Annotated in this window: 9 protein-coding genes and 1 pseudogene; 5 read left to right on the forward strand and 5 right to left on the reverse strand. The window is 64.2% G+C overall.

The window, feature by feature from the left end; translation table 11 throughout:
• Positions 1-100: 100 nt before the first annotated feature.
• A complete protein-coding gene (locus EJ068_RS18830) occupies positions 101-691 on the reverse strand; it encodes a TetR/AcrR family transcriptional regulator (RefSeq protein WP_127249405.1) in 591 nt (196 codons plus the stop codon).
• Between the two features lie 280 nt (positions 692-971).
• Between EJ068_RS18830 and EJ068_RS18835 the strand changes: the two genes are divergently transcribed.
• The gene (locus EJ068_RS18835; protein ID WP_245463472.1) at positions 972-1,772 is read left to right on the forward strand and encodes a DUF3313 domain-containing protein; all 801 of its coding nucleotides are present in this window, start codon (positions 972-974) and stop codon (positions 1,770-1,772) included.
• Positions 1,765-2,433: an isoprenylcysteine carboxylmethyltransferase family protein gene (locus tag EJ068_RS18840; RefSeq protein ID WP_127253914.1), complete on the forward strand. Its 669-nt coding sequence runs from the start codon at positions 1,765-1,767 to the stop codon at positions 2,431-2,433. The genes EJ068_RS18835 and EJ068_RS18840 overlap by 8 nt, the downstream gene beginning before the upstream one ends.
• Here EJ068_RS18840 and mutS read toward each other — a convergent pair whose 3' ends face one another.
• Positions 2,434-5,172, reverse strand: a complete 2,739-nt coding sequence (gene mutS, locus EJ068_RS18845; RefSeq protein ID WP_129554688.1) for a DNA mismatch repair protein MutS — start codon at positions 5,170-5,172, stop codon at positions 2,434-2,436. It abuts the gene before it with no gap.
• A gap of 167 nt (positions 5,173-5,339) precedes the next feature.
• Here mutS and EJ068_RS18850 point away from each other — a divergent pair, with 167 nt between their 5' ends.
• Both EJ068_RS18850 and EJ068_RS18855 read left to right on the forward strand, forming a co-directional pair.
• Positions 5,340-6,524, forward strand: coding sequence for a glycosyltransferase (locus tag EJ068_RS18850; protein ID WP_128298219.1), 1,185 nt, complete (start codon positions 5,340-5,342; stop codon positions 6,522-6,524).
• Between the two features lie 137 nt (positions 6,525-6,661).
• Entirely contained in the window at positions 6,662-8,941 is a 2,280-nt protein-coding gene (locus EJ068_RS18855; RefSeq protein WP_127303043.1) for an NADP-dependent malic enzyme, read from the forward strand.
• A gap of 91 nt (positions 8,942-9,032) precedes the next feature.
• Here EJ068_RS18855 and EJ068_RS18860 read toward each other — a convergent pair whose 3' ends face one another.
• From EJ068_RS18860 to EJ068_RS18870, 3 genes are all read right to left on the reverse strand, one after another.
• Positions 9,033-10,193 (reverse strand): porin, encoded by a 1,161-nt coding sequence (locus EJ068_RS18860; RefSeq protein WP_129554689.1) that lies wholly within the window; start codon positions 10,191-10,193, stop codon positions 9,033-9,035.
• Positions 10,194-10,558: 365 nt separating this feature from the next.
• Positions 10,559-11,200 carry an antitoxin Xre/MbcA/ParS toxin-binding domain-containing protein gene (locus EJ068_RS18865; protein WP_245463150.1) on the reverse strand — a complete coding sequence of 214 codons (642 nt, stop codon included), beginning with the start codon at positions 11,198-11,200 and terminating at the stop codon, positions 10,559-10,561.
• Positions 11,201-11,541: 341 nt separating this feature from the next.
• Positions 11,542-12,534, reverse strand: a complete 993-nt coding sequence (locus EJ068_RS18870) for an adenosine kinase (RefSeq protein ID WP_127253173.1) — start codon at positions 12,532-12,534, stop codon at positions 11,542-11,544.
• Between the two features lie 288 nt (positions 12,535-12,822).
• Between EJ068_RS18870 and EJ068_RS18875 the strand changes: the two are divergent.
• Positions 12,823-13,714: pseudogene (locus tag EJ068_RS18875) on the forward strand (EamA family transporter).
• Positions 13,715-13,743 lie beyond the last annotated feature (29 nt).

Below are 13,743 nucleotides of genomic sequence, written 5' to 3' on the forward strand. Positions count from 1 at the left end.
CTACATCCTGGCCACTTGCTCAAGCCGCATCCGCAATCGCCGATCGGTACAATGAGTCAACACCGCTTGTGGTCTTTTGCGGTTCCCTCGAGCGGCTGGACTATCGAATCTCGGTTTTCAGCCTTTCAAAGGCATCCCGGACATATCCTTCCAGCGGATGCCTGGCGTGTTGCTGCTGCCATGTCTCCACCGCTAGGCGCAACGCGACGACCGTCACCAAGGCGACCAGTCGCAGACTGTCGCGGGCCTGGTCCGGCCGCAACTCGCACAACCCTTCGAAAATGGCTTGCTCAAGCTGCAGGTAGCCCGTGTGCCTGCGCGAGCGCAGCGTCTTGCTCTCCCGCATGATCTTGGCCGTCGCCATCATTTGCGACCCCTGGAAGCTGCCGATGATATTGAGCAATGCATCGCGGGCGATGTCGATCGCCGTTCCCGTGGGTGGCTCCGCAAGGATCGATGCTTTGACCACGCTCGCGTGGTTGCCCAGGGATGCAAACAGCACCTCGTCCTTGCTTTTGAAATAGTGGAAGAACGTCCGGCGCGAGATGCCGGCGGCGGCAGCTATCTCGTCAAGCGTGGTCGCGTCATAGCCATTGGCCAGGAAAGCCTTCAGGCCGGCGTCGGCGATGCGGCGGGATGTTTCCCGTCGCTTCCGCTCGCGCAGGCCTTCTGGTTTTGGCGCATCGTTCATGGAGCGCTCCTGCCATGACCGCTCGCCGGATGCGACAGGAAATTTGGCGCATGTTCAAGTCCCGTCATTGCACCTCGCCATAATGGCGCCATCAATTTATTGCACTGAGTGCAATTATTGACGCTCCCCAACACGCCCCGCCGGGCCCATCCATGCAGAGGCATCCATGGCAGCTTGCTTGCGTTCACGTCGCGAGGCTCACATCGGTCGCGGCCTGGCCGATCGGCAGGTATGCCGCGCCGACCACCGCATAATATGGCCGTTTGTGCTGGTCTTGAGCATGCTCGCGGTCGGCTGCGCGTCCGCGCCGCTGGATCAGGTAGGCTCGCTGCAATCCTATGACGAGCTGAAACCGTCGGACGGTTGGTTGGCCCGCTCGCTGATGCGGGTGAGCAAGGACGACGTGCTCGCGGCAAGAACCGTTCGGATCATTCCGACAGGCTTTTCACCGCCCGCCGCCGGAAAATCGACATTGACGCCGGCGCAGCGCGGCCTGATCACGAATGCCGTCGACAGGACCCTCTGCTCGGGCCTCAGCCAGCGCTTTCAAGTGGTCGCCCTGACCGAGCCGGCCGACCTGACGGTCCACTCCATGGTAACGCATGCGACGCCGACGAATGCGCTGGCGGTCGGCGTTTCGAAAGTTGCGTCCACGGCGGTTTCCGTCGCGCTTCCCGAAATGCACATTCCGGTTCCGCGCCTGCCGATCGGATTGGGCAGCCTGTCGCTTGAAGCCGAAGCGGTTGGCGTCAACGGCAAGCAGGCGGCGGCCATGATCTGGGGACGCGGCGCGAACGCGCTGCTGGATTCAGGCCGGGTCGCCCGCGAGGGCGACGCCTACGAGCTGGCGGCGAAGTTCGGCCACGATTTCAGCAAGCTCCTGGTCACCGGCAAGACGCCCTTCGGCACGCTGCCGTCGCTGCCAACCAGGGCGGAGATGCGCGCCATGGTCGGCAGGGAGCCGAAATACCCTGCCTGCAAGACATTCGGCAAACCGCCTGGACTGGTCGGCTTCGTCGGCGATCGGATGGGGCTGCCGCCGGCCTGGACCGACAAGGGAGCCGCGGTGCGCAATGATTGAGGCGATGACGCAAATGCAGAAGAAGTCACCGATGCCGCTTTCCGCGACGGTTTTTCAACAGGGCAGAAGGATCCGTTTCCTTTGGCTGGTTGCTCCCGTTGCCCTGGCGCCGGCCCTGCTTGCGGAAAGTGGCTGGCCGCAAGGCAGTACCTTTCGCGAAATGCTGGAATTTGCAGGTACCGTGCTGATCCTCATCTGCATCGGCGGCCGCTGCTGGGCGTCCCTGTATGTTGGCGGACGCAAGAACCGCGAGCTCGTCACGACCGGCCCCTATGCCTATACGCGCAACCCGCTCTATTTCTTCTCGGCCCTTGGGTTGGCAGGCGTCGGGCTGACATTCGGGTCGCTGATCCTTTCGGCGTTTCTCTTTGTCTTCACCTGCCTGGTCTTTTCCTATGTCGCGACGCGCGAAGTGGTCGCGCTGGATGCCATGTTTGGCGAGGCCTATCGGCGCTATCGTCGAAGCGTGCCGGCCTTCTTTCCCCGTCTGCGGCGCGATGCCGTCGACGTCCTGGGCTCGTCTCTCGTCACGTTCGACTCGGTGGCGCTGAAGCGGACCGCCATCGACGGCTCCTACTTCCTTGCGGCGATACTCGCGGTCGAATTGTTCGGCTGGCTCCAGTCGGCAGGGCTGGTGACGCCGATGTTCCGATTATTTTGATTACCGGCTCGCCAGCCCCTTCAGCCGGTAGAGCGCCTCCAGCGCCTCGCGCGGCGTCATCTCGTCGGGATTGATTGCGCCCAGCGCTTCGCCCAGCGCATCGCTCTTGACCGGCTTCGGCGCTTCGCGTTTCACCGCCACCGAAAACAGCGGCAAATCGTCGACCAGCCGGTTGGTCTTGCCCGAAACCTCGCCCTCTTCCAGCTGATGCAGGACTTCCTTGGCGCGGGCGACGACCGCTTCCGGAAGGCCGGCCAGCCGCGCCACCTGCACGCCGTAGGAGCGATCGGCCGCGCCCTTGCCGACCTCGTGCAGGAAGACGACGTCGCCTTCCCATTCCTTGACCCGCATGGTGACGTTGTGGAGCCGGGGGAGCTTGCCCGCCAGCGCCGTCATCTCGTGGAAATGCGTGGCGAAAATCGCCCGGCAGCGGTTCTTTTCGTGCAGGTATTCGACTGCCGCCCAGGCGATCGACAACCCATCGAAGGTGGCTGTGCCGCGGCCGATCTCGTCCAGGATCACCAGCGCCCGCTCGCCCGCCTGGTTGAGGATCGCCGCCGTCTCGACCATCTCGACCATGAAGGTCGAGCGGCCGCGCGCCAGGTCGTCCGAGGCGCCGACGCGTGAGAACAGGCGGTCGACGACGCCGATATGGGCGCTTTGCGCCGGCACGAAGGAGCCGGTCTGGGCCAGAATGGCGATCAGTGCGTTTTGCCTGAGGAATGTCGATTTACCGCCCATATTGGGGCCGGTGAGCAGCCAGATGGCGCCGGCCCTGGCGCCGCTTTCGGGCGAGAGGTCGCAATCATTGGCGACGAACGGCCCTTCGCCGGAACGCCTGAGCGCCTGCTCGACCACCGGGTGGCGCCCGCCGACAATTTCGAAAGCGAGGCCGGCATCGACTACCGGCCGGCACCAGCCCTCGCTTTCCGAAAGAAGCGCCAACGCCGCCGACACGTCCAGAGCGGCAAGCGCCTCGGCGCCGGCGCGGATGCTGTCCGCTTCAGCCACCACTTCCGCTGTCAGCCGGTCGAAGGCGGCGAGCTCGATGCTCAGCGCCCGGTCGGCGGCGTTGGCGATCTTTGATTCCAGCTCCGCCAGTTCCGTCGTGGTGAAGCGCATGGCGTTGGCCATGGTCTGGCGGTGGATGAAGCGTGCCTTGGCGGCGTCGCTGCCGGTCATGATCGAGTGGTGGCTGGCCGTCACCTCGATGTAATAGCCGAGCACATTGTTGTGCCGGATCTTCAGCGAGCGGATGCCGGTTTCCTCGATGAGCGAGCGCTCCAGCCCGGCGATCACTTTTCGCGATTCGTCGCGCAGCGCCCGCATCTCGTCGAGCTCGGCGTGATAGCCTGTACGCACGAAGCCGCCGTCGCGCCTGATCAGCGGCAGCTCGTCGTCGAGCGCTTCGCTGAGGTGGCGGGCAAGCGCCTCGGGCAGGGCCTTGATCGCGGCCAGCGCTGCGGCGAGCTCGGCGGGCAGCGCGGTTGCCGCGAACAATTCGGCGATCGCTCTCGCCGCCTCGAAGCCGGCGCGCAGCGCCCCCAGATCGCGCGGCCCGCCGCGGTTGAGCGCCAGCCTGGACAGCGCCCTCGGCATGTCGGCGACGCTTTTCAGGCTCGCCCGCAGGCTCTGGCAGAGCCGCACTTCGGAGCGGAAGAAGGAGACCGAATCCAACCTTGCCGCGATTGCGGCCGGGTCGGTCAGCGGCGCCATCAGCCGATCGGCGAGCAATCTCGCCCCGCCGCCGGTCACGGTGCGGTCGATCGCCTTGAACAGCGAGCCGTCGCGGCTACCGGAGAGCGTGCGCAGCAGTTCCAGGTTGGCGCGGGTCGCCGGGTCGATGAACAGCGTCGAGCCCTGCTCCTCGCGCTCGGGCCGCGACAGCGGCGGGCGTTCGGCTTTTTGCGTCTTTTCGACATAGGCGATGGCGCCCGAAATCGCCGACAATTCGGCGCGCGAGAACGTGCCGAAACTGTCCGGCGTCGCGACCTCGAAGAAGCGCGCGATGCGGCCCGTGGCCGAGGCCGAATCGAACAACGACGGCGGCTGCGGATTGGCGACCCGGCCGAGCACATCGAAGACCGGCCTGAGCTCCGGATCGTGGAAAACCGGCTCGGCGACGATCAACTCGCGCGGGTCGACGCGAAAAATGTCGGCAAGCAGCCGCTCGGCGCTCGTCTCGGCAACGCGGAACGCGCCGGTCGAAATGTCGATCCAGGCCAGCGCGAAGCTCGCCTGGCTGGCAGCGGCGACGCCAACCTTGACGCGGCCGAGCGCCATCAGGAAACTCGATTCCGAGGGCGCGAGGAGCTTGTCCTCGGTGATGGTGCCGGGCGTGACCAGCCGCACCACGTCCCGGCGCACCACCGATTTTGAGCCGCGTTTCTTGGCTTCCGCCGGATCCTCGATCTGCTCGCAGACGGCGACGCGAAAACCCTGCGCGATCAGCTTTTGCAGATAGTCGTCCGCCGCATGCACCGGTACGCCGCACATCGGAATGTCGTGGCCCTGGTGCTTGCCGCGCTTGGTCAAAACGATGCCGAGGGCCTGGCTCGCCTTCTCCGCGTCGTCGAAGAACAGCTCGTAGAAATCGCCCATGCGGTAGAACAAAAGCGAGTCAGGGTTCGCCGCCTTGATCTCGATATACTGCTCCATCATCGGCGTGACGCCCCCGGTGGCGGGCGCAGGCGTCGTCGTCTCCTGGGCGTCGTTGTCTGTCGGCATGTGCATGTTCATGCCGGGACGCTAGCAGAAGTGGCAGCCCGGTTTAATGCCGGCGGCGCGAAAAGCAGGGGAAGACTGGGCGGTTGCGCCATCGGCAGGAACAGGGTGCGCAAGGCATGTTGCCTCACGAGGTCGGCCGACATATGGATCGTCCGGGCCCATGAGAACATGGTGGGGCGATGAAGCAGGACGGACACGAGACGTTCGAGGAGATGGTCGGCCCCGCCGGCTCGCTCGGCCGCATTCGGCTTCTTGCCGCTAACCGAGCCAACCGAACCAGAACCAAAATCAAGGCGTGGACGCGGATACGGCTGCCCTTCATCCTTCCGGCGCGCGGGCCGATTTCGGGCCTCGATGGCGGCATCGAGATGCCTCTCCACATTTTCAGTCGCGATCCGTTGATCCTCTATGTACCTGTCGGCGGCAGGCGCCCGCTCTACGCGCTCGCCGCCTTCTGCCGACGCCTTGCGCCACGACGCGCTACCTTCCTTCTGATGCCGAACTGGACGCTGGAACGGCCTGCCGTCATCGAGCAGATTCGCAAGGATCTCGCCTGGTTCGCCAGGACCTGCCCCAAACACGAGCTGATCTTTCTCTGCAACACAGAGGAAGAGCGACGCCAGATTGCAGGCGTTGGCGGCAATGCAATCTTCTCCAATCACAATCTGATGATCTCGGAAGACGTGTTCCGGCCGCTGCCGGACGTGCCGGTCGAGTACGATGCCGTCTACAATGGCCGCATCTCGCACACCAAGCGGCACTATCTCGCCTTCGAGATCGAAAGACTAGTCCATGTGACGTCCTCGATCGGCGAATTGCCGCCGGCCGGCGACCGCGCCTTCATCCGTCGCCTGCAGGCGCAATCGCCGCTTCACAGCATCGCCAATCCGCTCGTTGATGGCCTGCCCGGCCGGCTGACCTCCGCCGAAGTCAACCGCGTCTACAACCAGGCCGCGGTCGGGCTCTGCCTGTCGGCGGTGGAAGGGGCAATGTATTCCAGCATGGAGTATCTGCTGGCCGGGTTGCCGATCGTCTCGACCCCGAGCATCGGCGGCCGCGACGTCTATTTCGATCCGGACTACTGCATTATCGCCGAGCCGGAGCCGGCCGCGATCCGCCGCGCGGTCGAGCGGCTTCGCGACCGGGCCATACCGCGGGAGGAGATTCGCGGCCGCACGCTTGAAAGGGTAAAGGCGGAACGGTTGGAACTGATGGCCTATCTCTCGGCGCTTAAGCGACGCATGGGCAGCGATGATCCGCCCTTCTCCGAATGGCCGTTCGCCGGCACCTCTGGGCTGACGCGCTGGGCTTCGGTCAGCGAGCACCTGCGCGAGATTGCCGCGATCTCATCAGGCAAGATTTGATCGTCGCCGGTACCGCGGAGGAACGCCGTCACTTGATCGCTTGGCCGTTTACAGCGGCTGAGTATGGCCTTAAGCGGTAGTTTAAAAGAATGCGCTCGCCTCAAGAGCGCGAATTGGTGAGGAAAACGTCAGGCATCATGGCCAGGAAAACTGAAAGCAGCGGCCCTTCCGTCAGTCCCGAGGAGGCGCTGGAATTCCACGCCATGGGGCGGCCCGGCAAGCTCGAGATCGTCGCCACCAAGCCGATGGCGACGCAGCGCGATCTGAGCCTCGCCTATTCGCCGGGCGTCGCCGTTCCCGTGCGCGCCATCGCCGAGGATCCGAGCCGCGCCTTCGACTACACGACGCGCGGCAACATGGTCGCCGTCATCTCCAACGGCACCGCCATCCTCGGCCTCGGCAATCTCGGCGCGCTGGCCTCCAAGCCGGTGATGGAAGGCAAGTCCGTGCTGTTCAAGCGCTTCGCCGATGTCGATTCGATCGACCTTGAAGTCGATACCGAGGATGCCGACGAGTTCGTCAACTGCGTGCGCTTCCTCGGGCCTTCCTTCGGCGGCATCAATCTCGAGGACATCAAGGCGCCGGAGTGCTTCATAATCGAGCAGCGGCTGCGCGAGCTGATGGATATCCCGGTCTTCCACGACGACCAGCACGGCACGGCAATCATCTCGTCCGCCGGGCTGATCAACGCGCTGGAGATCACCGGCCGCGACATGAAGACCACCAAGCTGGTCTGCAACGGCGCGGGCGCGGCCGGCATCGCCTGCATCGAACTGATGAAGGCGATGGGCTTCGCGCCGGAAAATGTCATCCTGTGCGACACCAAGGGCGTCGTCTATCAGGGCCGCACCGAAGGCATGAACCAGTGGAAGTCGGCGCATGCGGTCAAGACCGAGGCGCGCAGCCTTGCCGAGGCGCTGGACGGCGCCGACGTCTTCCTCGGCCTGTCCGCCAAGGGCGCGCTGACCACCGCCATGGTGCAGTCGATGGCGAAGAACCCGATCATCTTCGCCATGGCCAATCCCGATCCGGAGATCACGCCCGAGGAAGTGGCCGAGATCCGCACCGACGCCATTATGGCGACCGGCCGCTCGGACTACCCCAACCAGGTCAACAATGTGCTGGGCTTCCCCTATATCTTCCGGGGCGCGCTGGATGTGCGCGCCACCACCATCAACGACGCGATGAAGATCGCGGCGGCCAGGGCGCTAGCCGAGCTGGCGCGCCAGGACGTGCCGGACGATGTCGCCGCCGCCTATCAGGGCAACCGGCCGAAATTCGGCCCCAACTACATCATCCCCGTGCCGTTCGACCCGCGCCTGATCTCGGCGATTCCGCTGGCGGTGGCCAAGGCCGCGATGGAATCGGGCGTCGCCCGCAAGCCGATCCTCGATCTCGACCGCTACGCGCAGGAACTGTCCGCCCGCCGCGACCCGATCGCCTCGACCCTGCAGCGCATCTACGACCGCGTGCGCCGCCAGCCCAAGCGCATCGTCTTCGCCGAAGGCGAGGAGGAGCAGGTGATGCGCGCCGCCGTCTCCTATGTGAACCAGAAGCTCGGCACGGCGATCCTGCTCGGCCGCGACGACGTCATCAAGGACAATGCCCGCAATGCCGGCATCGACTTGAACAAGCAGGGCATCGAGATCATCAATGCCAGGCTGTCGCGCCGCAACGGCATCTACACCGACTATCTCTACGAGCGCATGCAGCGAAAGGGTTTCCTGTTCCGCGACTGCCAGCGCCTGATCAACAACGACCGCAACCACTTCGCCGCCTGCATGGTGGCGCTGGGCGATGCCGACGGCATCGTCACCGGCGTTACCCGCAACTATTCCACCGCGCTCGACGATGTGCGCCGCATCATCGACGCCAAGCCCGGCCACCGCGTCATCGGCGTGTCGATCGTGCTCGCCCGCGGCAGGACGGTGCTGGTCGCCGACACCGCCGTCCACGACATGCCGAACGCCGAGCAGATCGCCGACATCGCCGAGGAGGCGGCAGGTTTTGCCCGCCGCATGGGCTACGAGCCGAGGATTGCCATGCTCGCCTATTCCACCTTCGGCCATCCGCAGGGCGAGCGCTCCGAACGCGTGCAGGAGGCGGTGCGCATCCTCGACAAGCGCCGCGTCGATTTCGAGTATGACGGCGAGATGGCGGCGGACGTGGCGCTGAACCCGCGCTCCATGGCGCAATATCCGTTCATCAGGCTCACCGGCCCGGCCAATGTGCTGATCATGCCGGCATTCCATTCCGCCTCGATCTCGACCAAGATGCTGCAAGAACTCGGCGGCTCGACCGTCATCGGCCCGCTGCTGGTCGGCTTGAACAAGCCGGTCCAGATCGTCTCGCTGAACGCCAAGGACTCGGACATCGTCAACATGGCGGCGATCGCGGCCTATACGGCGGGGAATTGACGGGCCGGCGCGTCAAAGGCCCTGCTTGGGATCAAACAAACGGGCCCGCGGCGATGCCACGGGCCCTTTGCGTATGAGGTGGTAGGGTCGATCAGAACGAGCGCTGGAAGCGGACGATGCCGCCGACGCTGTCTTTCTTGTCGGCCTTGGTCCAATTGCCGAACGGGGTGCCGTCGTCGAAGTGGCCGAAATGATCCCAATCAACTTCGGTCGTGATCGTGAAGCCCGGGACAATGGTGTAGGCGACGTTTGCCGCCAACGCATAGTTCTTGTCGTCGTCGGCGGATGCCTGGACATTGAAGGACGTCTTGTCGTTGAACTTGTAGGTGCCGCCACCCCATACAGCCCAGTTGCCGCCCCATGGCTTGTAGAAGCCGCGCCCGTGGGCATCGACTGCGTTGCCCGCATCGTCGCTTAGGTTGTCGTCGGTGCCGTAGCCGGCCATGATGAACAGGGATAGTTCCTTGTTGACGTTGACATCGAGGCGAACCTTGCCAGCCACTTCCTCGTAGTTGCTGTCATAGGCAACGACGCCAGTGAGCGCGCCCCAGTCGCCCTTGTACTTCAGGCCGCCGACGACGTGTGGAACATAGCTGTCGATGGTGCCGGTGGTACCGGAGCCTTCTTCGAGCGAGACGACGCCCGAGAAGCCGCTGCCGGCGTCGAAATAGTAGCTGACGACATTGGTGTCCTTGATGCCATACGGGATGATCGTGTCCTGGATGACATTGCCGGCATAACCGATGAACTGGTCATAAGGCGTCTCATCCTTACCGACGCGCAGGCCGCCGAGCTGGATCCAGGCGAAATGCAGGTCGGTCGCCTTGTTGGCGGCGGGATTGCTGTCGACGTCACCGTCGGCGGTGACCAGGTTCTTGTCGCCGAAATTGAAGCGCGTCTCGGTGTAGGTCTTCAACGTGCCGAGTTCGGTTTCCTGGCCGGTCCAGGTCTTCAGCGTGAACCGGGTGTTCTTGAACCAGGTGTTCTGGACGTCGCCGTCCCGAACGTCGACACTCTTGGCGCCATCGAACGAGCCCACATCGCCCACGCCGGCGTCATAGCGGACGTAGCCGCCGACGCGCAGGCAGGTCTCGGTGCCGGGGATATAGAAGTAGCCGGCGCCATAGACGTCGCAGATCTTCACATATTCGGCCGGTTCTGGCTCGGCAACGGTCACCGCGTCGGCGGCGCGGGCGCCCCAAACTGCGATCAGGGCCGCAGCGGAGCCGAGAAGAAGGCTCTTGATGTTCATTTTCTTGAATCTCCAGTCAAAGGTTCAAGACAGGCCTGACATGCCGTTCGGCGTTTGCCACCCCCGTCCCCATCGTTGAAAAAGTACGCGCATCGGCGCCGCTTCTTCGCTCTGGACATGACTTAATCGGTCGTCACGTACAACAGAGATTGCGTCGGAAAAGCATCTTTTTGAATCTTATAAAGATCTTGTTGCTCAAATATCACGTCATATATTTGTAAAATTGGGACAAATTGCACACTTTATACAATCGAAACACTAAGAAATCCCGAGAATGTGTCAAATGTGCCAATTATTGCAGGTATATCACACTTTATTGCCCGGCTAATTATGCCGCAGGTTGCGCGGAAACCTTACCAAACCGCTCAGGACACGGTGCGCGCGGCGCGGACCACGTCCGCGAGCATGTCTTCCCTCAACATCTCTATAGGGACGCGGTCATTAAGCTCGGGCGCGGGGCGGGTCAGCCAGAACCAGGCAAGCCTCGGATTGGCGATCGCCGACAGCACGTCGCTTATGCCCAGGACCGGCCGGCCGTCGACGAACTGGGCCAGTGGGAAGACATGTTTGCGGCCGCCCTTGCGCAGCGCGACGACCTCGCCGCGCCTTTGCCAGCGATGCAGCGTCGAGCGCGGGATCCGGAGCTTCTCTTCCAAATAGGTCGAGCCGGCGACTTCGCCTGCCCAATCCTCAAGCAGCATCGATTGAAGACCGGCCGCGCGTTCCGCGATATTCTGAAGCCGTCCCGCCCCCAGCGGCGCGCGCCCGGAAGCCTGATCGGATACCATCGGATTTCCGCTTGCAATTCTGTCCGGCACCGTCCGGAAGAACTCGGAGATGAGCGCGGTCCAATCGGCCTTCAAAGAATCGATTGCATGGCGCTGCGCCGGCGGCAGGAAGGGCAGGGCGGCCGCCACGCTGCCGGCGAGCACACTGGCTGAAACCAGGGCCTGTGCGTCCAGCAGGACACCATGCTGCATCAATGTCTGCTGCACGGCTTCGGTCACTAGGCCAGCCCAACGTCTCTTGCGAAATCCCCTCGGACGGGGTCTGAAGTCTGGTCATGCGTTCGTCTTGTGGCCCGCGCTCCTCCCCAGACGCCGGCGGCTGCTGAAATTCTATCGCGGAAAGCACAGATTGCGGCGGCAATGGACGCCGCGGCCCGGCAGGTTGCTGGCTTGCATCTTCACACCCCTGGTCTGGCGTGCCGAAATGTCAGTCGCGGAACGCTCTATCTTTGCGTGTAGGAGCGCTCTGTGACAGGGGCGCGACAGACAGGCCGGTTCCGAGCCTGTCCGCGATGACGCAACGGTACGGCGTTCTTATGCAATTTGCCTCGCCGGGCCGTTTAGAGCAGCCCTGCCTGCTCGGCCGCGCGGCGGAGATTCTGGCGCGGGCGCGGGCCGATCTGCTGGATCACCAGCCCGGCGGCCAGCGAGCCGAGGTCGCCGCAATCCTTGAGGCTGCGTCCGGTCGTGTAGCCATAAAGGAAGCCGGCGGCATAGAGGTCGCCGGCGCCGGTCGTATCGACCAGTTCCTTGATCTTCGTCGCCTCGATGGTGACGGTCTCGTCGCCCCGCACGATCACCGAGCCTTTCTCGGAACGGGTGACGGCAGCGATCTTGCAATCCTTGCGGATGGCGGCGAGCGCCTCCTCGAAGGAAGCGGTCTGATAGAGCGACTTGATCTCGTGACTGTTGGCAAAGACGATGTCCACGGTGCCTGAGCGCATCAGCTCGAGGAACTCGTCGCGGTAGCGGTCGACGCAAAAGGAATCCGACAGCGTCATCGACACTTCGCGGCCCGCGGCGTGCGCCAGCTTCGCCGTCTGGCGGATGGCCTCCTTGGCGCGCGGCGGATCCCACAGATAGCCCTCGAAATAGGTCACCCTGGCGCCGGACGCCTTGTCGGCCTCGACATCCTCGGGCCCAAGCTCGACGCAGGCGCCGAGATAGGTGTTCATCGAACGCTCGCCGTCCGGCGTCACGAAGATCATCGAGCGTGCGGTCGGCGGCTCGCCCGCGAGCGGCCTGGTGTCGAAGGCCACGCCCTGGGCGTGGATGTCGTGCGTGTAGATTTCGCCCAGCGCGTCGTTCGACACCTTGCCGAAGAAGGCGGCCCGTCCGCCGAGGCTGGCGACACCGGCCGCCGTGTTGCCGGCGCTGCCGCCTGAAGCCTCGATCGCCGGCCCCATGCGGCTGTAGAGCAGTTCGGCGCGCCTGGCGTCGATGAGGTTCATCGCCCCCTTGATGATGCCGTTGGTCTCGAGAAAAGCCTCGTCGCACTGCGCGATGATGTCGACAATGGCATTGCCGATGCAAAGCACGTCATATTCCGGCATCAAAATCTCCGCCAAGAACCACCCCGGCTATCTGGCATGCCGGCCGGGCGCGGGTCTAGCGAGTTGCCGCTGCTTTGCCTACCCCGAAAATCGCCATCGCCTTCCATGACGCCGAACTCGCCGCCGATTGTTCACCGGCTGCGGCAGCGTTCGCATCGAACTGGCTCATATCGGCCGCCGCCCTCGCCGCTATGGTTTCACAGCGATCGAAACATTTCCGCGCCGCTATCGGCTAGAAGCGGATTGTTTCCGCAGACGGAAGGCGCAGAAATGTCCGAAGAGACCGAAATGCCCACCGACCTCGCGCTGCTCGGCGCGCTGGCGGTGCTGTGGGGCGCTTCCTACACCTTCATCAAGATCGGCGTCGAGACGATCCCGCCTGTCACCTTCATCGCCGCTCGGACCCTGATCGCCGGGGCCATTCTGCTCAGCGTCATCCGCTGGCGCGGCCTTGCCATGCCTGCCGACGCGGCAATGTGGCGCCGGTTCGCTTTCCAGGCCTGCCTCAACAGCGTCGTGCCCTTCACCCTGATCGCCGCCGCCGAACGATCGGTGGATGCCGGTCTTGCCACCATCCTCAACGCGACATCGCCTATCTTCACCTTCCTGCTGACGGCCTTGATCACGCGCCATGAGCCCGTCACGGCGCGCAAGCTCGTCGGCGTCGGGGCTGGCATCGTCGGCATCTGCCTCATCATCGGCACCGAGGCGCTTGGCGGGCTTGGCCGTCAAATGTGGGCGCAGCTTGCGATCGTCATCGCGACGGTCTCCTATGCCGGCGCGGCGATCTTCGGCCGCGGCTTCAAGGGCTTCGATCCGATGATACCCGCCGCGGGTTCGATGCTTTGCGGCGCGGTGATGCTTGTGCCGCTCAGCCTGATCGTCGACCGGCCATGGACGCTTGCGCCGTCGGCGGCATCGATCCTGGCCCTGCTCGGCCTGTCGGTCTTCTCGACGGCGCTAGCCTTCGTCATCTATTTTCGCCTCATCCACACGCTGGGCTCGGTCGGCACCACCTCGCAGGCCTATGCGCGTGCCGATCGGAGTCGGTATTGGCGCCGTCTTCCTGGGCGAAAGCCTGGGGCCGGCCGCTTGGGTCGGCATGGGTTTCGTCGTCGCCGGCGTTGCGGCAATGACCATTCCCGCCAGGCGGGCAGGAGTGATCCCGGGACAAGCGTGAACGGTCGGGCGGGGTCTCGCCCTGCAGTT

The organism is Mesorhizobium sp. M2A.F.Ca.ET.043.02.1.1 (assembly GCF_003952405.1).
Classification (GTDB): Bacteria; Pseudomonadota; Alphaproteobacteria; order Rhizobiales; family Rhizobiaceae; genus Mesorhizobium.

Excerpts from the sequence above, each read along its gene's own strand:
- EJ068_RS18830 (WP_127249405.1), bottom strand. The coding sequence starts at position 691 with ATGAACGATGCGCCAAAACCAGAAGGCCTGCGCGAGCGGAAGCGACGG.
- EJ068_RS18835 (WP_245463472.1), top strand. The coding sequence starts at position 972 with ATGCTCGCGGTCGGCTGCGCGTCCGCGCCGCTGGATCAGGTAGGCTCG.
- EJ068_RS18840 (WP_127253914.1), top strand. The coding sequence starts at position 1,765 with ATGATTGAGGCGATGACGCAAATGCAGAAGAAGTCACCGATGCCGCTT.
- mutS (WP_129554688.1), bottom strand. The coding sequence starts at position 5,172 with ATGAACATGCACATGCCGACAGACAACGACGCCCAGGAGACGACGACG.
- EJ068_RS18850 (WP_128298219.1), top strand. The coding sequence starts at position 5,340 with ATGAAGCAGGACGGACACGAGACGTTCGAGGAGATGGTCGGCCCCGCC.
- EJ068_RS18855 (WP_127303043.1), top strand. The coding sequence starts at position 6,662 with ATGGCCAGGAAAACTGAAAGCAGCGGCCCTTCCGTCAGTCCCGAGGAG.
- EJ068_RS18860 (WP_129554689.1), bottom strand. The coding sequence starts at position 10,193 with ATGAACATCAAGAGCCTTCTTCTCGGCTCCGCTGCGGCCCTGATCGCA.
- EJ068_RS18870 (WP_127253173.1), bottom strand. The coding sequence starts at position 12,534 with ATGCCGGAATATGACGTGCTTTGCATCGGCAATGCCATTGTCGACATC.